Origin of the sequence: Amycolatopsis sp. NPDC059027, from assembly GCF_042739735.1 — a bacterium.
GTDB lineage: Bacteria > Actinomycetota > Actinomycetes > Mycobacteriales > Pseudonocardiaceae > Amycolatopsis.
The window spans coordinates 113337-135477 of sequence record NZ_JBHYIK010000010.1 but is presented as its reverse complement, the minus strand read 5'-3'; the positions used below and the strand labels follow the sequence as shown (position 1 = coordinate 135477).

Annotated in this window: 15 protein-coding genes; 7 read left to right on the top strand and 8 right to left on the bottom strand. The window is 70.3% G+C overall.

Annotated elements, in window-relative coordinates:
• Positions 1 to 12: 12 nt before the first annotated feature.
• The 5 genes from ACFWY9_RS09695 to ACFWY9_RS09675 form a co-directional block, all read right to left on the bottom strand.
• Positions 13 to 462, bottom strand: a complete 450-nt coding sequence (locus ACFWY9_RS09695; protein ID WP_378326544.1) for a hypothetical protein — start codon at positions 460 to 462, stop codon at positions 13 to 15.
• A complete protein-coding gene (locus ACFWY9_RS09690; RefSeq protein ID WP_378326545.1) occupies positions 462 to 8045 on the bottom strand; it encodes a toxin glutamine deamidase domain-containing protein in 7584 nt (2527 codons plus the stop codon). Before ACFWY9_RS09690 ends, ACFWY9_RS09695 begins: the two co-directional genes overlap by 1 nt.
• Positions 8046 to 8054: 9 nt before the next feature.
• A complete protein-coding gene (locus ACFWY9_RS09685) occupies positions 8055 to 8381 on the bottom strand; it encodes a WXG100 family type VII secretion target (protein WP_378326546.1) in 327 nt (108 codons plus the stop codon).
• 3 nt (positions 8382 to 8384) lie between these two features.
• A complete protein-coding gene (locus ACFWY9_RS09680; protein WP_378326547.1) occupies positions 8385 to 9005 on the bottom strand; it encodes a YbaB/EbfC family nucleoid-associated protein in 621 nt (206 codons plus the stop codon).
• A 108-nt stretch (positions 9006 to 9113) separates the two neighbouring features.
• On the bottom strand, positions 9114 to 10409 hold the full coding sequence (locus ACFWY9_RS09675; RefSeq protein WP_378326548.1) for an MFS transporter: 1296 nt from the start codon (positions 10407 to 10409) through the stop codon (positions 9114 to 9116).
• Positions 10410 to 10662: 253 nt separating this feature from the next.
• Between ACFWY9_RS09675 and ACFWY9_RS09670 the strand changes: the two genes are divergently transcribed.
• The gene (locus ACFWY9_RS09670) at positions 10663 to 11244 is read left to right on the top strand and encodes a YqgE/AlgH family protein (protein ID WP_378326549.1); all 582 of its coding nucleotides are present in this window, start codon (positions 10663 to 10665) and stop codon (positions 11242 to 11244) included.
• A gap of 105 nt (positions 11245 to 11349) precedes the next feature.
• On the opposite strand, the gene ACFWY9_RS09665 is transcribed toward ACFWY9_RS09670, so the two are convergent.
• On the bottom strand, positions 11350 to 11769 hold the full coding sequence (locus ACFWY9_RS09665) for an SdpI family protein (protein WP_378326550.1): 420 nt from the start codon (positions 11767 to 11769) through the stop codon (positions 11350 to 11352).
• Between the two features lie 65 nt (positions 11770 to 11834).
• On the opposite strand from ACFWY9_RS09665, the gene ACFWY9_RS09660 reads away from it, so the two are divergent.
• The 3 genes from ACFWY9_RS09660 (at position 11835) to ACFWY9_RS09650 (ending at position 17213) form a co-directional block, all read left to right on the top strand.
• Entirely contained in the window at positions 11835 to 12992 is a 1158-nt protein-coding gene (locus tag ACFWY9_RS09660; RefSeq protein WP_378326551.1) for an esterase-like activity of phytase family protein, read from the top strand.
• A gap of 168 nt (positions 12993 to 13160) precedes the next feature.
• Positions 13161 to 16016 (top strand): leucine--tRNA ligase, encoded by a 2856-nt coding sequence (gene leuS, locus ACFWY9_RS09655; RefSeq protein WP_378326552.1) that lies wholly within the window; start codon positions 13161 to 13163, stop codon positions 16014 to 16016.
• A 459-nt stretch (positions 16017 to 16475) separates the two neighbouring features.
• Positions 16476 to 17213 carry a 3-oxoacyl-ACP reductase family protein gene (locus tag ACFWY9_RS09650; RefSeq protein ID WP_378326553.1) on the top strand — a complete coding sequence of 246 codons (738 nt, stop codon included), beginning with the start codon at positions 16476 to 16478 and terminating at the stop codon, positions 17211 to 17213.
• On the opposite strand, the gene ACFWY9_RS09645 is transcribed toward ACFWY9_RS09650, so the two are convergent.
• Both ACFWY9_RS09645 and ACFWY9_RS09640 read right to left on the bottom strand, forming a co-directional pair.
• A complete protein-coding gene (locus tag ACFWY9_RS09645) occupies positions 17210 to 17947 on the bottom strand; it encodes a TetR/AcrR family transcriptional regulator (protein WP_378326554.1) in 738 nt (245 codons plus the stop codon). The two genes, ACFWY9_RS09650 and ACFWY9_RS09645, sit on opposite strands and share 4 nt — an antisense overlap.
• A 48-nt stretch (positions 17948 to 17995) precedes the next feature.
• Positions 17996 to 18376 (bottom strand): hypothetical protein, encoded by a 381-nt coding sequence (locus ACFWY9_RS09640; protein WP_378326555.1) that lies wholly within the window; start codon positions 18374 to 18376, stop codon positions 17996 to 17998.
• Positions 18377 to 18750: 374 nt separating this feature from the next.
• Between ACFWY9_RS09640 and ACFWY9_RS09635 the strand changes: the two genes are divergently transcribed.
• From ACFWY9_RS09635 to ptsP, 3 genes are read left to right on the top strand one after another with little or no spacing between them, the layout of a single operon-like run.
• Positions 18751 to 19626, top strand: a complete 876-nt coding sequence (locus ACFWY9_RS09635; RefSeq protein ID WP_378326556.1) for a ribokinase — start codon at positions 18751 to 18753, stop codon at positions 19624 to 19626.
• Positions 19627 to 19655: 29 nt separating this feature from the next.
• Positions 19656 to 20381 carry a hypothetical protein gene (locus ACFWY9_RS09630; protein ID WP_378326557.1) on the top strand — a complete coding sequence of 242 codons (726 nt, stop codon included), beginning with the start codon at positions 19656 to 19658 and terminating at the stop codon, positions 20379 to 20381.
• Positions 20374 to 22005, top strand: a complete 1632-nt coding sequence (ptsP, locus tag ACFWY9_RS09625; protein ID WP_378338619.1) for a phosphoenolpyruvate--protein phosphotransferase — start codon at positions 20374 to 20376, stop codon at positions 22003 to 22005. The genes ACFWY9_RS09630 and ptsP overlap by 8 nt, the downstream gene beginning before the upstream one ends.
• Positions 22006 to 22141: the final 136 nt, after the last annotated feature.

Sequence of the window (22141 nt, the reverse complement as noted above, 5' to 3'; positions counted from 1 at the left end):
TGTGCCGGCCCATCACGTGCTCCCTTCCGGGAACCTGCTCGTGACCGGGAACGACGGCGGCTCACCGGCCGCGCGTCGGGCGAACTCGTCCTCCCACATCGTGAAGGTGCGCCGGTAGAGCGACTGGATCAGCGCCCGTTCCTGCGCCGCCAGCGGACGGTCCTCGTCGCGGGCGAGCTGGTACAGGCCGTTCACCGTTTCGTAGAGCGCGAAAATCGCCCCCTCACCGCGGAGCCACTCGTTGCGCGCGGCCTCCGTTTCCTGGACGAACCGTTCTTCGGTGAGCGTCCGGATGTCCGAGCTGGTCGTCGCCCAGACCGCCTCGCGGACATGGGAGTTGTCCTCGACGAACTCGCCGGTGTCCAGGTCGAGGATCTTCCCGGTCAGCCCGCCGTCCGGGGTCGAGTCCACCCGGTAGGGCTGGGCGAAGTACTTGAAGAACATCGGAGTCCGGAAGGCCATCACGCATTCTCCTCAGGCGTCGCGGGCGGCAGGCCCCGTTCCAGCGCGTCCTGGAAACGCCCGCGCAACTGCTCGATCAGCGCGGCGTCCAGCGCCGCTTCTTCCGGTGACAACTTGCCGTCGCGGCCTTCCTGGCGGCTCAACGTCTCGAAGTCGCGGCGCACCTCGAACAGTGCGTGTTCGTAGGCGGCGACGTTGTCGATGTGGGTCAGGTGCAGCCGCAGTTCGGCGACGTGCTTGTTCGGCAGCTGGACGTTCATCTGCAGGTCGCGGTAACCACTGGGCTTCGGGTTGGCCATCCGGTCCTCGAAGTAGACGATCTTGAGGGCCGGATCGTTCTGCAGCTCGCGCAACGCGTTGTAGAGGTCGGCGACCGTGCCGAACTGCACCTTGGCGCCGACGAGGTCGGTCAGCTGCCCGCCGTCACCCTTGTACTTGGCGATCTTCGCGAGTGCGCGGTCGTCCTCCTTGGGCTTCGTGCGGTAACCGGCGTGGCCGTCGTTCTCCGCGGCGAGCCGGTCCGCGATCGCGTTCAGCTTGTCCTGGTTCGCCCGCCAGTTCGCCCGCTCATCGGCCACCCACCGCTTGGTGGCCTCCTCGTTGTTGCGGAACTCCGGGAGGAAGCTGGCGTGCTTGCGGTCCTCGGGCTTCGCCCCCGCGGCGATCTCTTCAGCGGCTTCGGCGATCTCGATCTGTTCCCGGGTCGGCTCGAACGGCGTGACGCCGGCCTCGTGGACCTCCCTGACCAGCTCGTCGCCCCGGGTGACGGCCTCGTGCGCGGCGGTCTCCAGGATCGGGATGGCCTCCGGGTGCTCCATCAGGCTTTCGATGGTCTTCGGGTTGTTCAGCAACGAGCGGGTCAGCGTCTCGTTCACCGGGTCCTGCATCAGGTTCAGCAGGCCGGGGTGTTCGGCCAGGTGCGCGCGGATGTAGTCGCCCGAGGCATGGCTGTCCAGCGCGGCCTCGACCTCCGGCCGCGAGAGGAAACGCTCGGCTTCCTCTCGCACGCGCGGGTCGACGTGCTCGTGGCTCGTCGCGGGCTCGTCGTGCGGTCGCTCCGCCATGCCGTAGCCGCCGTGTTCGGGCTGGTGGTGCCCCGAAGGCGCGTGCTCCGGCGTCGCCGGGACGTGCTCGGTGAACGACGGCACCGGCCGCCCGTCCGGTCCGATCCGCGACGGCCGCACGTCGACACCGTGCGGGCCGCCGTCCCGCGCGTACGCGATGCGCGGATCGACCGGCTGGGTGGGCTTCGGCTCCGTGATCGGCTCTTTCGGGGCCTGCTCGTGCGACATCTGTTCGTGCGACGTCGTGGTGTGCTCGTGCGCGGCCGGGGTGTGCGGCACGCCGTCGGCGTTCGGGACGCCGACGTGCATGAGCCGGATGTCCTTGGGCGGCTTGGGCAGGTTCAGCAGGTCGCCGGACTGAGGGTCGATGAACGCCACTCCGTCGCGGGTGTTGACGACCATCGCGACGTGCCCGCGTTCGACGCCGTTCGCGTCCTCGTACTTCACCGCGACCACGGCGTGGTGATCCTCGGGCATGTCCCGCATTTCGCGGATCACGGTGTCGTAGTCGGCGCGTTCGGAGAACTTCTGGCCGAAGCGGTCCTCGATGTGATCGAGCGTGCCGCGGCTGTCCATCTGGCCGAACGGGATCGGCTCCGCCGTGGCATTTCCACCGTGCAGCCGGTCCCAGTACGCCTCGGGCGTGCGTGTGCAGTTCGACATGTAGCCGTTCTCCAGCGCGCCCGGCTGGTGGAAGCCCGGGTTGACCTCGCCGAGGTGCGGATGCCGCTCGCGGACGTAGGCGGCACGCTCCTCCGGCGACGCGGTGCCGGCGTGGATCGCCGCCTCGTACGGCGGATTCGTCGGCCGCGCCATCGACGAGAAGTCCGGCGGTTCGTGGGCGGACGTGCCGTCGTGCGCGGGTGTTTCGTCGGCGTGCGGTGCGGGTTCCTCGCCGAAGCCGTGGCCACCCAGACGGTCCGAAATGGACGGTTCGGATGCCGTGTGCTCGGCGGGCTTCGCGGGCGGGGTCTCCGGTTCGACGGCGCCGCCGAGGCGCTCCATCAGGGCGTTCTGCCTGCGCCGCGCGTATTCGGGGGCTTCCTGGGTGAAGCGTTCCCGCCGCTCGGCCATCTTGCGCTTGGCGTCCTCGGGGCCGAGATGACGGGGGTCGCCAGGGGTGACCTCCTCGGCGTGGATGACCCACTTCCGCTTGCCCTCCGGCGTGATCACCAGTTCCTTGCTGTGCACGTGGAGCTGGGTGCCCGGCCGGGACAGCGACTCGCGCTCGCCGGGATTCTCCGCCAGCGCGGAGACGTCCTTGCCCGTTTTCGACTGGATGTGCAGTTCGACGTCGTCGCCGAACTTCGAGCTGGAGAACTCGCCGGTCTTGATCGACGCGCTGGTGAAAGTCGGCTCGATGGTTGTCTCGCCGACGACGTAGTGATCCGCGGTCAGCTTCGCCAGATGCGGGTCGCCGTGCACGTCGATGCCGCGCACGACCTCGCCGACGTGATCGGGGAGCTGGGCGAGGCCGTCCACGATCGCGCGCGAATTGTGCTGTGCCAGCTCGAAACCGGGGTGTCCCGGACCGTGCCTGTTCGCCTCGTTGACGTGGTATGAGTACTCGCCGCGCGTGTAGCCGTGGACCGCGATCGCGCCCTCGTCGGTCATGTGGCGCAAATGCTCGTGCGCGTCGCGGCGGCTCAGCGCGTTTTCCGCGATCTGGTCGTAGATCCGCTGGTCGCCGACGGCTTCGCGGATGCTGCGGTGATCGGCCTCGGTCGCCCAGTGCTCCGGGTCGGACAGGTAGTCCTCGTTGTGTGGCGCGGTTTCGGCGCCCTGGCCGAGGCGTTCGGCGATGTCGGACGACGGCTCTTCCCTGGTGGGCTCCTGCTCACGGGCGGGCGGCTCGGTGTCCTTTGTGGACTCCGCGTGCTCGGCGCGTTCAGTGTGTCCGGTGTGTTCCTCGGTGGGCCGGTGCTCGGGGGTGTGCGACTCGGTCGTGTGATGTGGGGTCGGCGCCTCACCGCCGCCGAGCGGCATGGCCTTGATGCCCGTCGCGTCGTGCGGCAGTTCCGCCAGCCGTCCGCTGCGCGGGTCGGCGAACACGACGCCGTGCTCGGTTTTGACCGCCGCGACGATCCGGCTCTCCACCCGCGGATGCGCGGCGGGCGAGTCCGCCGGGGCGTGCGGGTCGCCCGGCACGTGGTGCTCGAACGCGATCGCGGTCCGCGCACCGACCGGACGTTCGCCCAGCTCCCGCGCGATGCTGTCGAAGTTGCCGCGATCGCTCCACTGGCCGCCGAGCCGTTCGCTGACGTGGTCGAGGCTCTGCTGATGCGACAGCGCGCCGTCGGCAGGAGCGGCGACGGCGGGTTCGCCGTTCATCCGCTGCTCGAACGCCACCATCGACTCCGCGGAGTTCGTCCGGTAGCCGTTCTCCAGCGCGTTTTCGGCGTAGTAGTGGCGGGTGTTGACCTCTTCGATGCCACGGAGGTTGTCGCGCAGCAGCCGTGCTTCCTGCTGCGGCGTCTCGACCGAGTCGTGGTGGATCACCGGTTCGCCGCCGGGCTCCAGCGGTTTCGCGAGTTCCGACCAGCCGCCCTCGGGCTCGTGCTTCGCCGGTTCGTGGCGAGGTTCCGGCTCGGGGTGGCCGGCTGTGGTGTCCTCGCCGCCGCCGAACACCGAGAAGATGTCCTTGATGTTGTTCTTGAAGAGCTCGGGGTGCTCCTCTTCGAACTTCCGGTCGGCTTCCTCCTGCTCGCGTTGGAAGCGTTCCTCGTCGGCGACGTTGCGCTCGCGGCGTTCCTCGATCTGCCGCTGGGCCTCGTCCGCGCCGAGGTGCCGCGGGTCGCCGGGCGCGACCTCCTCCGCGTGCACGATCCACTTCGGCTCTTTGTTGATGCTGCCGTCGGGATTGCGGTGCGTGTACTCGGGGTGGTCCGGGTGGCCGCGGCCCATCTCGACGCCGTGCACGAGCAGCTGCGAACCCGGCTTCATGATGACTTCGCGTTCGTGCTCCAGCGCCGCGAGCTTCGAGACGTCGCGCCCGGTCTTGGACTCGATGCGCATCTCGACTTCGCCGGGGAAGTTGCTGCGCAGGTGCTCGGCGTCGATCTTCGACGTCGACAGGAACGCCGGCTCGACGACGACCTGTCCCTCGCGGTAGTTCGCCAGGAACGCTTCCATCCGGCCGGCGTGGCGGTCGAAGTTGACCATCCGCGAGACCGTGCCGGCGTGCTCGGGCATCTCGTTGAGCCCGGACGTCACCGCCCGCGCCTGCGGCGTCAGATCGCCGAGCGTCTCGCCGCCCATGCGCTGGGCGTGTGTCAGCGGGTGCACCATTTCGACGCGCGTGTACGAGTGGACGGCGATCGCGCCCTCGTCCGACATGTGCGGGAAGTTCTTGTCCCGCAAGGCCAGCGCCTCGCGGCGGACCTGCTCGTGCCGCAGCTCGCCGGTCTCGGCGTCGACGTGACCGTGTTCGAGCTGGGTCTCCACGATCCGGTCGACGTCCGCCGGATCGTGACTGCGGAACTCGGGATCGTGCAGGTAGCTCTCGTCGACCGGCGAGTGCCCCTCGTCGTGCGAGCCGGGCGTGTGATCCTCGACGGGCGGCTGCTCGTCGTGCTGTGCCGCGGGTTCGTGCTCTTGCGGTGCCTGCTCCGGCTCGTGGGCCGGGGTGGGCTCCTGCTCCGGAGTCCGCTCCTGCGGGGTGTGCTGTTCCTCGGGCACGCGTGCGCCAGGCTCATGCTGCTCCGGGGCCTGCTCGCGCTGGGCCTCCGTCGGGCGGTGCTCGCCCGTGCCCTGCTGCACAGGCGCCTGCTCGCGCGGGCCGTGTTCCGGCGCGGCCGCGTTGTCGTGCGGCGGCTGTTGTTCCGGCGCGCGCTCGGCGGGAGTCTCCTGCTGCGGAGTCCGCTCCCGCCCGTACGGCTGCTGCTCCGGCGGGCGCGGCTGTTCCGCCGGGGTGTGTTCCGGCGTGCGCTCGACCGGCCGCTGGTCCTGCGGACGCGGTTGCTCGTGCGGAACGTGCGGCGGTTGCGGGGTTCCCGGCGGTTGCTGGGTAGGCGCGTGGCCCTGCGGCGGATGTCCGGGACGCGGCTGTTCGGGCACGAACGGCTGCGGTGGACGCGGGCCGGGACCCTGCGGCGGCATGCCCGGTGGACGGCCCTGGTGCGGCCCGAACCGCGGGTCGCCGTTCGGCGGCCCCATCGGCGGACGCCCCGGCGGAGGCGGCATCGGCGGACGGCCACCCGGATGCGGACCGGGTCCGCCGGGGCCCACCGGACCGCCCGGCCGCGGCTGGCCGGGATAACCGCCAGGTCCACGCCCACCCGGCGGACCGGGAGGGGGTCCGGGCGGACGTGGCGGGCCACCCTGGGGCTGCCCGGGACGTCCGCCGAACTGTTCGGGCATCCGGCGCGGATCCCCTGGCGGGAAACCGGGACCGCCACGTGGCGGTCCCGGCGGCTGGTTCGGCGGCGGACCGCCCTGCGGCGGACCGGACGGGCGCGGTCCGCCACCGCCCGGCGGCATGCCGCCCGGGGGCATCCCGCCTCCTGGCGGCATTCCTCCCGGTGGCGGCGCGAACCCGCCCTGCGGCGGCGGAGGCGCCTGCGGTGGTTGTCCCTGGCCGGGGAAGCCCTCGGGCATCGGCTGCTGACCGCCACCGGTGTACCCGGCGGCGGCGACGTTGTCCTGCGGGCGGCCCTGGCGCGGCGGCTCTCCGCCCGGGTAACCACCAGGGGTGAAGCCACCCTGCGGCGGATTCGGGGTGTTCGGCGCCATGCCGTAGCCGCCGGACGACGAACCGCCCGAGGATCCACCGGACGATCCGTGCGCACCGCCGCCCATGCCCCCGCCCATGCCGCCACCGCTCATCGGCGGGGCGGAACCACCCGCGGGCGGGTTCGCCGCGGGTTGCTGCTGCGTGGCGGGTGCCTGGTGCTGCGGTGCCGGGCCGTCGGTGGTCTGGGCCGCCGCGGAGCGCGGGGCTTCCTGCGGCGCGGCCGGATGTTCGGGCTGCTGGACGTGATCGGAACTGGTCGACGTCCCGGTGTCGGCAGACCGGTGTGCCGGGGTTTCGCTCTGGTGCGCGGGCGCCGGGTCGTGTGACACCGGGGCGCTCTGTGTCTCAGCCGCGCGTGGCGTCTCAGTGGCGTGCTGGGTCTGTGGCGTCTCGGTGGTGTGCTCGGGCGCGCGGCTTTCCGGCGCATGCTGGGTTTCCGGTGCACGCTGGGTTTCCGCGGCGTGCTGGGTCTCGGGCGCGTGCTGCGGTTGTTCGCCGGTGTGGTGCTGGCCCGACCCACTGTCCTGAGTGGACTGATGAGACGGCTCCGATGTCCGCGTCTCGGTCGAACCGCCGCTCTCCTGGCTGTGATTCGACGTCGGCTCGTTCGACCGGCTCGACTCACCGGAAGGCTCGGACGATCGCGAGGACGCTTCGGACTCCGAGGACCGGGTGGACGGCTCCGACTCCGACGAACGTGAGGACGGCTCGGAATCCGTTGTCCGCGAAGAAGGTTCCGAGCGCGACGAAGGTTCGTTCGACGATCCGCCGTCGTCGCCGGAATCGCCGGAGTGGCTGCCGCCGGACGGCTCGGCGTGCGGGGAGTTGGCCTCCTTGATGTGGCCGATCTGCTCCTTCGCGCCACCTGCAGCGCCCCCGACCGCGCCGCTCGACGCGCCGGTGAGCAGGTCCTTCGCCGACAGGTCCCCGAGATTCCCGGTGACCGCGGCCTGCCCGACCGTCTGCGCGACACCCTCGACGGCACCGCGCGCGCCCGCACGCATGGCGGCGTCGGCGACCTGGCCGCCGGCGCTGTGCGAAAGCCCCTCCGTCGCGCCGCGGCCGATCGATCCGCTCGCGGCGCCCACGACTCCGCCGACCGCGCCGCTGATCGCCGAGTCCTTGGTCTTGTTCCAGTCCCATTCCTTGCGGTCGCCCTTGGCCATCTGCAGGCCCTGGATCCCCGCGTCCATCCCGAGGTTCATCGCCTCGTTCTTGAGGATCTCCTTGCCGATCTTCTTGAGACCCTGCTTGAGGAACTTCTCCAGCAGCTCCTTCGCGACCTGCTTGAACCCCTGCTGCGCGAGCTTCTCCAGCAGCTGGCGGAACAGCATCTGGACGGTCATCCTGGTGGCGATCTGCGCGGGCGCGATCCCCGCCGTCGACCCGCCGAAGGTCACCGCGGCGGCCGCGATCATCGCGGCGATCTGCGCGGCCAGGATGATCAGCGAGATGATGATCATGTACTTCGTGTACTCGACGTCGAGCGCCGTCTGATCACACGAATCGCCGAGTGCCTTGCAGGCCTCGGCCAGGTTCTTGAAGTACGCGTCGTCGCCCTCGACGAACTTCTTCCACTGCTCGCCGAACGCCTGCGCGCCGTCGCCGGACCAGTTGTTGAGGACACCGGTGGCCGCGGTGCTCCCGATCTGGGAGGCCTGCGGGATCGCGGTGGACGCGTTGTGCCAGGCGTCCCGCAGCGCGCGGAGCTTGTCCTCGTCGCCCTCGGGCCAGCTCTCCCCGACGACGATGGGCAGCAGCCATTTGACCGCGTCGGGCATCTCCATACCCACGGATTACTGCCCCTTGCCCTTCGTGAGCGTGTCCGCGACGGTCTGGTCAGCTCCGTGGAGGGCCTTCATCGACTGGTCGACATTGCGGAAGAGCCCGCGCAGGCCCTCGACCAGGTTGCCGAAGCCCTCGACGGCGCCCTTCGCCCCCGGCACGTAGTCCTTCGCGAACTCCTTGCCGGAGTCGTCGTCGCCCCAGCACTCCCCCTGCGCGCTCAACGCGCTCTGGAGTTCCTTCGCGGCGTCCTCGAGGTTGTCCGCGGCTACTTCGAGCCCACCGGCGGCGGATTTGACCGCTTCCGGATCGGCGGTGAAACCGCGCCCGTCCGGCATCGGTCACTCCCTCCGCATCCAGGACGAGGGTGGTTCCTCGTCTTCGTCGTCCTGGATGGGACGCACGCGGCGCGGAGTTGGTTTCGGCGCGGGCATGGGTGGTGCGGGCGGAGGCGGCGGGGCCTGCTCGTTGCGCATGATCGACCCGGCGGCCGGGTCCTCGAAGGAATCCGGACGCGGCGGCGGTGGCGGCTGTTCCTCTTCTTCGAGGAAGTCCGGGATCTGCGGCATGAGGCCGCGCAGCGACGGCGCGCCTTCGACGAGATCGGCCAGGTCGGGCAGCCCCTCGGTCAGCGGGGCCATGAGATCCGCGACCTTCTGCTTGACCTGCAACGACCCGTGCCGGACGAGGTTCTGGATGGTGTTCGCCAGCTGCGCCGGGGTGGTCCGCTCGAAGGAGTTCGGCGCGAGTTCGAGCTTGGCGAGCGAGCCGGTCGAGTCGATCGTCGCGCGCACGAGACCGTCCGGTGAGGACACCACCGCGGTCAGCTCGGCGGCGGCCGTCTGCGCGTCCCGCAGCTGCTCGGTCTGCCGTTCGAACTGCTCCAGCAGCGTGTCGACCTGGTCCTTCATCGCGGCATTGCGTGCTTCGAGACGGGCGTGGTCGTCGCCGGGGGTGGTCACTGTGCTCCCGGGGGTCGAGCGGGACGGGACGCGGCCAACCCTAATGCCCGCCGTCCCGGCGTACCGGCCATATGGGTGAACCGGGAGCCAAGGGTTTGCGCCAGCGAATCAGGCGGGCGCCGCGCGGCGCGTGGCCAGCAGGTATCCGGCGCCGCCGAGCAGGTAGCAGATCGTCGCGGCGACGAGCAGCCCCGGCGAGCGGCCGTCGTCCGGGACGAACAGTGCGGTCAGTGTCACCGCGGCGACCTGCGTGATGTTGAACAACGTGTCGTAGAGCGCGAACACCCGGCCACGGGCTTCGTCGGCGACGTCGATCTGGATCGACGAATCGACGCACAGCTTCAGTACCTGACCGGCGCCGGTGATCACGAACGACGCGAGCAGCGCGGTCGGCAGCAGCATCGGGAGGCCGAGCGCCGACTGCGCGAGCGCGGCGAGCACCAGCGCGCCCAGCACCACCCGGAGCCTGCCGAACACCCGGACCAGCCAGGCCGTCAGCAGACCGGCGACGAGCAGGCCCGCGCCGCCCAGGGCGACCATCTGGCCGAGCCCCGGCAGTCCGGCGCGGAAAACGCCCTGATTGGTGAAGTAGTTGCGCATCAGCAAGGTCGTCACGAGCAGCGAGGCGCCGAACGACGCCCGGTGCGCGAACAGCGCGATGAATCCGGCGGTGACACGCGGCGCGCGCCAGGCGTGGTGGGCGCCGTCGGCCAGGCCGCGCGCGACCGCGACGAACGGGTTGGTCGGTTCGTCGACGACGTCTGGCCCGAGCTGCCCCCGGCGGAACCGGCCCGCGACGATCGCCGCGACGATCGTGCCGAGCACCGCGAACGACGTCGTCCACGCCGATCCGGCGTTGTCCGGGCCGAACAGGAAACGCAGCCCGATCGCGCATCCGCCGCCGATGACCGCCACCACGGAGCCGAGCGTCGTGGCGAACGCGTTGGCGGTGACGACGCTGGATTCCGGCACCAGATGCGGCAGCGCGGCGGACATCCCGGAGCCGATGAACCGGCTGACGCCCTCCGCGGCGAGTGCGAGGGAGAACAGCCCGATCCCGCCCGCGCCGAGTCCGACCGCGGTGGCCGCGGCGAGGATCGCGAGGCCGCGCAGGAGGTTCGCGAAGATCAGGACGCGACGCCGGTCCCAGCGGTCGAGCAGTGCGCCGGCGAAGGGCCCGATCACCGAGTACGGCAGGAGCAGAACGGCGAATCCGCCGGCGATGGCCAGCGCGTTCGCGCCTCGTTCGGGGTTGAACAGCACGGCACCCGCGAGCCCCGCGCGGAAGACGCCGTCGCCCCACTGCGCGGCGAAGCGGGTGAACAGCAGCCTGCGGAACTCGGGGTCGCGGACCAGCGCCCGTGGCCCCACCGGTTCCGTCGCCGCCCCAGCGCTGATCGTCACCCCGGAATCCTAGTCGGATCCTGTGACTCGTCTGTGAGCGTGAACCAAGCCCGCGATGAACGGAAAGGTGGTCGACGCACTTGGTCGCCTCTCGGCGGCTATGCGCAGTGTGGCTCCGGCCGAACGGTATTCCACAAAGGCGGTTCTTCAGTGAGCCCGGGGGACACGGAGTGCGCCGACCAGTGTGTCCAACGGGGTGCGTGGTGCGTTTGTTCCCGGTGCCGGGCGAATTCGTGTGCACCGGGGTGGGATCATGGGCGATGTGCCTGCGGACGCCGAGGTTGAGCCGGGAACGCTCCTGGTCGCCGCCCCCACGATGCTCGACCCGAACTTCCGGCGGACGGTCGTGTTCGTCATCGATCACCGGGACGAGGGCACTCTCGGGGTGGTACTGAACCGTCCGAGCGACGTCGCCGTGCACGATGTCCTGCCGAACTGGGGCACACACGTCGCCGAGCCGCAGGCGGTGTTCGTCGGCGGGCCGGTGGAGAAGAAAACCGCGCTGTGCCTGGCCGCGTTGCGCACCGGCGAGACAGCGGCGAGCGTGCCGGGGGTGATCGCGGTCCGTGGTCCGGTCGCACTGGTCGATCTGGACACCGACCCGGAGGTCCTCGTGCCGAAGGTCCGCGGCGTGCGGGTTTTCGCGGGCTACGCGGGCTGGGACTCCGGTCAGCTCGCCGGGGAAATCGAACACGAGGACTGGGTCATCGTGCCCGCGCTGCCGAGCGACATCCTGGCCTCCCCGAACCGCGACCTGTGGGGCCAGGTGCTGCGACGTCAGGGTGTTCCGATCGCACTGCTGGCCACCCACCCCGGCGACCTCCAGCGCAACTGAGCCCAGGGCGTGTGTCGCGAACGCTCCGTCGGTGCGTCCAACGCACCCAATGTGGCATTCAGTGCGTTGAGTGCACCCAATGCCACATTCGGGCGCTCGTCCCGGTCAGCTCTCCGAACGCTGGAGCACGCCGCAGCCACCGGCACCGCAGGCGCAGCCGCTGCATCCGGCCGGGGCGGCGGGCGCGGGAGCGGGCACCGTCGCGGCAGCCCGGTTGCCGAGCACTCCGCCGCCGATGACCAGCACGAACATGCCGAGCACCCCCGCGACGGCAGCGGCGAGCAGCCCGGCCGTGGTGGGCATGACGAGTGCCGCGACACCGGCGACCACACCGATCACGCCACCGACAAGGGTCGGCAGCCCGGCCACCCGGTTCGCCAGCTTGAACGCCTCTTCACTGCGCATCGACGCACGGGTGCGCACGCCCGTGCTGCTCTCCCGTGTCAGCCGCTCACGGAGGCCGAGGAAGCCACCCCAGCCGACGACGGCACCCAGCAGAATCGGGACGAGCGCTGCAGCGATCACCTCACGAGGATAAGCGTGACGTCCCGGCAACCTGCCGGATACCCTGATCGACTGTGCTACAGGCCATGTCACGTCGTGTGTTGGCCGCCGCCATGGCTGCGGCGCTCCCCCTCACCCTGTTGAGCGTTCCCGTCGCCGAAGCGACTCCGAGTCACCGTCAGGTCCGCCTGATCGGGGAACGGATCGTCCCGCACGCGGCGCCGTTCGAGGGAACGACCGTCGGCGGGCTCTCCTCGATCGACTACGACCCGCGCACCGGCGAGTACGCCTTGATCTGCGACGACCGGTCCGCGATCAATCCCGCCCGCTTCTACACGGCGAAGTTCCCCGTCAACGCGCACGGCGTCGGCGACGTCGCGTTCACCGGCACGCATCCGCTGCTGCGCCCGGACGGCACGCCCTACCCGCCGCTCGCGAAGAACGACCCCAAGGCGCCGCAGAACGAGCAGACGATCGACCCCGAGGAACTGCGGGTCGACCCGTGGACCGGCCACTACTTCTGGGCACAGGAGGGCGAACGCACCGGCACGACGTTGATCGACCCATCGATCCGCGAGGCCCGACGCGACGGGAAATACGTCCGTGACCTGCCGATTCCCGCCAACGAGAGGATGACGCCGGTGGCGGGGCCGCGGCAGAACCTCGTACTCGAAGGTCTCACCTTCGCCGCGTTCGGCACGCTGGTCGCCAGCTCCGTCGAGGGCCCGTTGCTCCAGGATGGCCCGGTACCGACCGCGACGCAGGGTGCTTTGTCCCGTATTACCGTTCAGTCCCGTTTCGGGCCGGTGCTCGCGCAGTACGCGTACCCGCAGGAGAAGCTCTTCGCCTCGCCGACGCCGTCGGACGGCTTCGCGACCACCGGCATCTCGTCGCTGCTCGCCGTCGACCAGGCCGACCCGACCCGCTACCTGGTGATGGAACGCTCCTTCGTCACCGGCGTCGGCAACAAGATCCGCATCTTCGAGATCGACACCAAGGGCGCCACCAACGTGCTCGAAGTCGCTTCGCTTGCGGGCGACAAACACGTCAAGCCGGTCCGCAAGCGTTTGCTGGCCGACCTTTCCGGTTTCAAGCTGTCCACTGTGGACAACGTCGAGGGAATGACGTGGGGTCCGCGCCTGCCCGGTGGCGAGCGCAGCCTGGTACTCGTCAGCGACGACAATTTCTCGGCGACCCAGGTGACCCAGTTCATCGCACTGGCGGTCCCAGCGGAACGGCTTTGACCAGCAAGTTACGATAGTCATCATGAACACGGCTCGGCTGCTCCTTAGCCTGCCGCGCTGACCTCGGCCAAACGGCCGATCAGCGCGGCGACCCCTCATGCCCTCGGGCTGGGGGGTCGAGTTGTTTCTGGAGTGGCTTGACGTGGATAGGCACGGAGGAATGCGGCGATGAACCAGAGCGGGACCGACGCGGCCCCCCAGCACCGCTACAACGCGGAGCTGGCAGGCCAGATCGAACAGCGCTGGCAGGGGTACTGGTCCGACCACGGCACCTACCAGGCGCCGAACCCGGTCGGCCCGCTCGCGGTCGAGGGGCAGCCCGTGCCATCGGACAAGCTGTTCCTGCTGGACATGTTCCCGTACCCCTCGGGCGCGGGCCTGCACGTCGGGCACCCGCTGGGCTTCATCAGCACCGACGTCTTCGCGCGGTTCCACCGGATGATCGGCCGGAACGTGCTGCACACGATGGGCTTCGACGCCTTCGGCCTGCCCGCCGAGCAGTACGCGGTGCAGACCGGGCAGCACCCGCGCAAGACCACCGAGGAGAACATCCAGACCTACCTGCGCCAGATCCGGCGCCTGGGGCTGGGCCACGACGAGCGCCGCCGCATCTCCACGATCGACCCCGGGTACTACAAGTGGACGCAGTGGATCTTCCTGCAGATCTTCAACTCCTGGTACGACGAGAAGGCGGGCAAAGCACGTCCGATCGTCGAGCTGGAGACGGAGTACGCGCAGGACAAGCGCCGCACCCCCGACGGCCGTAACTGGTGCGAGCTGACGAGGGCGGAACAGCGCGAGATCATCGATGAACACCGGCTGGTGTACATCTCCGAGGCGCCGGTGAACTGGTGCCCCGGTCTGGGCACGGTGCTGTCCAACGAGGAGGTCACCGCCGAGGGCCGCAGCGAGCGCGGGAACTTCCCGGTGTTCCGGCGCAGCCTGCGCCAGTGGATGATGCGGATCACCGCCTACGCCGACCGGCTGGTCGACGACCTGGACCTGCTGGACTGGCCGGAGAAGGTCAAGTCCATGCAGCGCAACTGGATCGGCCGCTCGCACGGCGCCCGCGTGACCTTCACCGCCGGCGAGTCGGCGATCGAGGTCTTCACGACGCGGCCCGACACGCTGTTCGGCGCGACGTACATGGTGCTGGCGCCGGAGCATCCGCTGGTCGACGGACTGACCACCGAGGCGTGGCCGGAGGGCGTCGACGAGCGCTGGACCTCCGGTGCCGCCACGCCCGCCGAGGCCATCGCGGAGTACCGGGTGGCGGCGTCGCGGAAGTCCGAATTGGACCGTCAGGAGAACAAGGAGAAGACCGGCGTCTTCACCGGCTCCTACGCGGTGAACCCGGTCAACGGCAAGGAAATCCCGGTCTTCGTCGCCGACTACGTGCTGATGGGCTACGGCACCGGCGCGATCATGGCGGTGCCCGGCCAGGACGTGCGCGACTGGGAGTTCGCGGAGAAGTTCGGCCTGGAGATCATCCGGACCGTGCAGCCGTCGGAAGGCTTCGAGGGCAAGGCGTTCACCGGCGACGGTCCGGCGATCAACTCTCGCCAGGATAATGGGCTCAGCTTGGATGGCATGGGCGTCGGCGAGGCCAAGAAGACGACCATCGAGTGGCTGGAAGAGCATGGCCACGGCGAGGGCACCGTGCAGTTCAAGCTGCGCGACTGGCTGTTCTCGCGGCAGCGTTACTGGGGCGAGCCGTTCCCGGTGGTGTACGACGAGGACGGCATGGTCCACGCGCTGCCCGAGTCGATGCTGCCGATCGAGCTGCCCGAGGTCGCGGACTACTCCCCGGTGACCTTCGACCCGGAGGACCGCGAGAGCAAGCCGTCCTCGCCGCTGGCCCGCGCCACCGACTGGGTCGAGGTCGAGCTGGATCTGGGCGACGGGCCCAAGACCTACCGCCGCGACATCAACACGATGCCGAACTGGGCGGGCTCCTGCTGGTACCAGCTGCGGTACCTGGACCCGACCAACACCGAGGCGCTGGTCGCCCCGGAGAACGAGGCGTACTGGGTCGGCCCGCGGCCCGCAGAGCACGGTGTGGACGACCCGGGCGGCACGGACCTGTACGTCGGCGGTGTCGAGCACGCCGTGCTGCACCTGCTGTACTCGCGGTTCTGGCACAAGGTCCTGTTCGACCTGGGGCACGTGTCCTCGAAGGAGCCGTACCGGAAGCTGTTCAACCAGGGCTATGTCCAGGCCTTCGCCTACACCGATTCGCGTGGTGTCTACGTCCCGGCCGACAAGGTCGAGGAGAAGGACGGGAAGTTCTTCTTCGAGGGTGAGGAAGTCACCCAGGAGTACGGCAAGATGGGCAAGAGCCTGAAGAACGTCGTCACGCCCGACGAAATGGCGGCGAACTACGGCGCCGACACGTTCCGGTTCTACGAGATGTCCATGGGACCGCTGGACGTTTCCCGCCCGTGGGCCACCAAGGACGTCGTGGGCGCGCAGCGGTTCCTGCAGCGGTTGTGGCGCCTGGTCGTCGACGAGAACACCGGTGACGTTCGAGTGTCCACTGTGGACGCTACGGATGAGGACCGCGCGCAGCTGCACCGGACGATCGCCGGGGTCCGCGAGGACTACCAGGAGATGCGGTTCAACACCGCGGGCGCGAAGCTGATCGAGCTGAACAACTACCTGACCAAGGCGTACGGCTCGGCGGAAGCCACGCCGCGCGAACTGGCCGAGCCTCTGGTGCTGATGCTTTCGCCGCTGGCCCCGCACATCGCCGAGGAACTGTGGCACCGCATGGGCCACGCCGACTCGCTGGTGCACGGGCCGTTCCCGGTGGTGGACGAGAAGTACCTGGTGGAGAACACCGTCGAGTACCCGATCCAGGTCAACGGCAAGGTCCGCTCGCGGATCACCGTCCCGGCCGACGCGGCGGGCGAGGACGTCCGGAAGGCGGCGTTGGCCGACGAGAAGATCGCGGCACTGGTCGGGGACAAGGCGCCGCGCAAGGTCATCGTGGTGCCCGGCCGCCTGGTGAACATCGTCCTTTAGCCGCCTCCGGCTTTTGGTGGTCCGTGAAGGCCTCCTTCCCAGCGCTCAGCGCCGGTAAGGAGGCCTTCACGGCTTTCCGGGTGTGCGTGTGTGCCGAGGGACGCCTTCGGTGCGTTGGCCGCACCGAGGGACGCCCTCGACGCATCGAGCGCACCAAGGGCGTCCCTCGGCTCGCGCCATAACGCCTCCAAGGTCCACAAAGGACACTCGCCTCCCCTGCCGCGGAGTTGTCCACAACTGACCCCGTTGTCCACAGATTTCCCGACCGCCGGGTTTGAGGCCCTCCCGGCGATAGACTGATTTCGGGGTCGTCCCCCGTGGTGGGTGGGGGATGCCCCGAGCACTGGGGGAGCCGCAGTGCGGGCGGCGAAACGTGACGGCCGAAAGGCGCCAGCTTCGCGTCGAGGATCCCGATTCGATGGAGTCGTAAGGAAAACGGCACATCGAAGGAGTACGGGGATGACGCTCGACGGCAAGGTGGCGCTGGTGACCGGCGGCAGCCGCGGCATTGGGGCGGCCACCGCGCTGCGGCTCGCCGAGGAGGGCGCCGACGTCGCGCTGACGTACGCGACCAACGGCGAAAAAGCGGCCGGGATCGTGGACCGGATCAAGGCGCTCGGCCGCCGCGCGCTGGCCGTGCAGGCCGACAGCGCCGACGCGGACGCGGTCACCAGGGCGGTCGACGCCACGGTCGCCGAGTTCGGCAGGCTCGACATCCTGGTCAACAACGCGGGCGTCGGGTTCGTCGGCCCGCTGGAGGCGACCGGAATCGACGACGTGGACAGGGTGCTCGCGGTCAACGTCCGCGGCGTGTTCGCGGCGACCAAGGCGGCCGCCGGTCACCTCGGGGACGGCGGTCGCGTGATCACCATCGGCAGCTGTGTCGCCGAGCGCGTGCCCGGCCCGGGAATGACGCTGTACGCGCTGAGCAAGACCGCCATGGTCGGGCTCACCAAGGGGCTTGCCCGTGAGCTCGGCCCGCGGGGCATCACGGTGAACCTCGTCCAGCCCGGCCCGACCGACACCGACATGAACCCGGCCGACGGCCCATACGCCGCTGACCAGCGTTCCCTGACGGTGTTCGACCGGTACGGCGAGGCGGGCGAGGTCGCGAACACGGTGGCGTTCCTCGCGGCGCCGGCCAGCGGCTACGTCACCGCCGCGATCCTCTCGGTCGACGGCGGCCACGCCGCCTAGCCGAGGGAGAGCCCGATCTCCCGCGCCAGATCGGCGAGCGTCGAGTCGAACAGGACGTCCGGCTTCGACACCGGGATCGGGTAGTTGCCGAAGACCTCGAGCGTGACGTGCCCGTAGAGCCGGGCCCAGAACTGGATCATCAGGTACGTCACGCCGAGGTCGAGCTTCTCGGCCGGGAGCTCGAGCCCCGATTCGGCGAGCACGGCGAGGAGTTCACGCTGGAAGAGGGCCAGATCGTCGCGGATCTCGGGCGGGATGACGTCGGCGGGCGGGGTCACGATGTCGTGCGTGGCCAGCACCCGGCTCGCGGCGGCGAGGAAGATGCGCCCGAACGGCTCGCCGAAGCGTCGCAGCGCGCTCGCCGATCCGGTGCCGACGCCGCCCGTCGGCGACGCGAACACCAGCGTGAACTCCTTGGTGTGCGTCAACGCCCAGCGCCGGAACCCCTTGCAGATCGCGAACAACTGCAGCGTGCCGTCGTCGGGCAGGTCGGCGATCTCGTCGCCCAGCTCCGCGGCGAGATCCGCGCAGACGTCGAGCCGCAGGTTCTCGACGAGGTCGTCCCGCGATTCGTAGTACCGGTAGAGGGCGGGCGCGGTGATCCCGAGCTCGCGGGCGATCGCCCGCAACGTGACCGCCTCCGGACCTTGCTCGACCAGCAGCGCCCGGGCGGTCCGTCGGATGTCCTGCTCGGTCGCTGCCCGCGCGCGACCCCGTCGGGTGGGGTGGCTCATTCGGACATTCTAGGTGCCACGGCATCCGGGCTGATCAGGAACGTGCCGTCAAGGGGCGAGCAATCGCGCCTGCCCCGTCGTCAGCGGCCGCAGCAGCCACAGGCAGACCAGCACCATTCCGAGCGCCGCGAAGAAATGCACGACCCAGGCACCGAGCAGAGAGGGCCCGCCCCAGGAACCCGCGGCGCCCGCTTCGGTCCAGAAAAAGCCGAACGTCGCGATTCTCCCGACGAGGTACCAGACCAGTGTGGCGATCAGGAACGCCGGAATTCCCAGACCGGCCGCCGCCAGATAACGCGGCTTCCCGATGCCCTTGGATTCGATTCCCAGCCAGCGGCTTGCCAGCCATCGCTGTGCTCGCGCCCCGCCGAAGTACGCGGGCAACGCGACCATGGCGTACACCGCGCGTTTCCAGTCGAAGAACGTCATGCCCCGAACGCTACGAACGGTGTGTGACAGTTGGTACCAGGATGTCCACCGAAGCAGAGTAGGGAAAACCCGGGGCGCCGCCGGTGCCGATCACTCGGGGGGCTACGTGATCGGCACCGGCGACCCGATGCCCTGCCCGGTTTCTCAGGCCGGTTCGGGCAACGTCACCGCTTTGCCGCGGCAACGCATCAAGAGAGCGGCAGCCGCTCGTCGAAGTGACGCCTGGGGGACTGAGTTCCCCCGATCGAGTGAGTGACTGTCCGCTGCACGACTGATTGTCGCACCGTGCGGCGGATAAGTTACAAAAACCTTCATCTTCCCAGGACTGGTGGTTGCCGCTCAACGGGAATGGCCCGCATGGCAGAGTTGGGGCCATGTGTGCCGACGTACTGATCGTGGGGCCCGCGAACGCCGATCTGGTCGTTCCGGTCGAGCGCAGGCCGGGCGGCGGCGAGACCGTTCTCGGCGGTGACACGGCCATTTTTCCCGGCGGCAAGGGAGCCAACACGGCGGTCGCGGCCGGTCGGCTCGGCGCGGATGTCGCACTGCTCGGCGCGGTCGGCGACGATTCCTACGGTGCGCTGCTGCTCGGGTCCCTGCGCGACGCCGGGGTTTCCACCGAGCTGGTCCGGACCACTGATCGCCCGACAGGAATTGCCTACATCACGGTGACACCGGACGGCGAGAACGCGATTCTCGTGTCCCCCGGCGCCAATTCCAGTCTGCGGCCCGAGGACATCGACAACGCTCTCGACGGCGTCAAGGTGCTGGTCGCCTCGCTCGAGTTGCCGGTGCCGACCATCGAGCACGTGGTCGCGGCCGCTGCGGCGAAGGGCGTCCGGGTCCTGCTCAACCTCTCGCCGGTCGCCGAGGTCTCGCGCGAAACGCTCGCCGCACTCGACGTCCTGCTGGTCAACGAGCACGAGGCCGCCTGGCTGCTCGGCGAGGAACCGGGCGCGGATCCGCGCCGGTTGCTCGAGCTCGGCCCACGTGCCGCGGTCGTCACCCTGGGCGCGGCCGGCGTGGTCGTGGTCGAAGGCGAGAGTCTCACCGAAGTGGCGTCGCCGAAGGTCGAGCCGGTCGACACCACGGGAGCCGGGGACGCCTTCGCCGGAGCGCTCGCCGCGTCGCTCGCGGCCGGAGCGGGGCTGGTCGAAGCGGCTCGGCGCGCGGTCAAGGTCGCGGCGGTCAGCGTCACCCGCCATGGCGCCCAGCCGTCCTATCCCACCGCCGCCGAGCTGGGGGAATGACCTGCCTGGCCGGTGACGTTGGACCTCATATGGCCGCGGATTCCTTCGGTTCGGCGTGGTGGCGTGGTCACCTCGCCCAGCGTGCGCGTCGTCGTGAAGACCTGGCGATCATGCCGCTCGACGAGACGCTGGCGGCGCTCGGCAGACAGAGTGAAGCGGACGAGGGCGAGCGGGACGTCGTGCTCGACGCCGTGGTGGGGACGGTCGCCAGGGTGGACGACTTCGACCGGGAATTCCGGCCGCGTAACCGCGCGCTGCGGGAGCGCTGGGAGGCGCTGGCCGGGACGTCGGCCGATCTGCCGCCGGTGCGGCTGGTCCGGATCGGCGAGTTGTACTTCGTCGAGGACGGCCACCACCGCGTGTCGATCTCCCGAGTGCGCGGGTCCGCGACGATCCGGGCGCGGGTGCGGAAGATCTGCACGATCGCGTTCCTGGAGCGGTGCATCACCCTCGCGCACCTGCCGCAGAAGGCGGCCGAGCGCAGGTTCCTCGAGCGTGTCCCGCTCGCCGACGACGTCCGCACCGGGCTGTGGCTCGACGACCCGGCCGACTGGCTCCGCCTCGCCGACGCGGCCGAAGCGTGGGGTTTCCGCCGTGGTTTGGCGGGAAAACCGGTGCGGACCAGGGAGGAACTGGCCGAGGCCTGGTGGCACGAGGAGGTGCGGCCGGTACTTGACAGGGTGCGATCGGAGGGCTGGTGCGCTCCACCCCGCGATATCGCCGCCTACTTGAGCTATGGTCTAGACCATGTCTGAGTCGTCGCTGACCGGAGTAGCCGTCAGCCCCGGTCGTGCCAGTGGTCCCGTCGTCCGCGTCGCCGAGCCGCTGGGCGAACCCGCCGCGACGCCCGCGCCCGCCGATCCGGCGGCCGAGGCGGCCCGTATCGCGCCCGCCGCGCAGGCCGTCGCCGCGCGGCTGGAGAAGCAGGCCGAGAGCGCGACCGGTGAGGCCGCGACGATCCTGATCACGACCGCCGCGATGGCTGCCGATCCGGCGCTCGCCTCGCAGGCCGAACAGCTGGTCAAGACGCAGAACCTGCCCGCCGCCCGCGCCGTCCACCAGGCCGCGGAGAAGTTCGCCGAGGCACTGGCCGCGGCCGGTGGGTACATGGCCGAACGCGTCCGCGACATCCGGGACGTCCGCGACCGGCTCGTCGCCGAACTGCTCGGCATCGCCCCGCCGGGGGTGCCCGAACTGACCTCGCCCAGCGTGCTCGTGGCGCGCGACCTCGCCCCGGCCGACACCGCGGGGCTCGACCCGGCGAAGGTGCTCGCGCTCGTCACCGAGGAGGGCGGGCCGACCAGCCACACCGCCATCCTCGCCCGCGCGCTCGGCATCCCCGCTGTGGTCGCCGTGCGTGGGCTGCTGGTGCTCGACGCCGCGGCGCTGGCCGTCGACGGCGATGCCGGAACGGTCCAGGTCGCCGATCCGGCCGCGGCCGTCGTGACCGCGGCCGCGCTCGGCCCGGTCGAGTGGAACGGCACCGGCGCGACCGCCGACGGCCACCGCGTCAAGGTCTACGGCAACGTCGGCTCGGCCACCGACGCCCAGGCCGCGGCCGACGCCGGCGCCGAGGGCGTCGGCCTGTTCCGCACCGAATTCTGCTACCTCGACGCGCCCAGCGAGCCGTCCGTCGAGGAGCAGCGGAAGGCCTACACCGCGGTGCTGGCGCCGTTCCGCGGCAAGCCCGTCATCGTCCGGACCCTGGACGCCGGCGCCGACAAGCCGCTCGCCTTCCTCTCCCCCGAGGCCGAGCCGAACCCCGCGCTCGGCGTGCGCGGCCTGCGGATCGCCTTCGACCGCCCGGACGTCCTCGACCGGCAGCTGGAAGCCATCGCGGGTGCCGCGCAGGACTCCGGCGCCGAGGTATCGGTCATGGCGCCGATGGTCGCGACCGCGGCCGAAGCGGCGTGGTTCGCCGAGCGGGTCCGCGCGGCGGGCATCGCGCGGGCCGGGGTGATGATCGAGATCCCGGCGGCCGCGCTCACCGCCCGTGAAATCCTCGACGTGGTCGATTTCGTGTCGGTCGGCACCAACGACCTCGCGCAGTACACCTTCGCCGCCGACCGGCAGCTCGGTGCGGTCGCGAAGCTCAACGACCCGTGGCAGCCCGGTCTGCTGCGCCTGCTCCGGTTCATCGGCGACGCGGCGAAGGCGACCGGCAAACCCGCCGGGGTCTGCGGCGAGGCCGCGGCCGATCCGCGGCTTGCTCTCGTCCTCGCGGGATTGGGCCTGACCAGCCTGTCTATGAACGCGCCCGCCGTGCGGGCGGTCGGTGCCTCCCTCTCGTCGGCCACCCTCGCCGAGTGCGAGACGCTCGCCGCCGCCGCGCTGGCGGCCGCTGACCCGGCCGCGGCCAGGGCAGCCACCGCCCGCTGACCTCGGCGGCGGGAGCAAGGGACCTTTACTCACGCTCGAGCGCGGGGAGGTGCTGAAGGACGCCTTCAGCACATAGCGAAGCCCCATCCCCGTGGGGTTGGAAGCAAGGGACCTTTACTGCCGCCGGCTTTGTCCA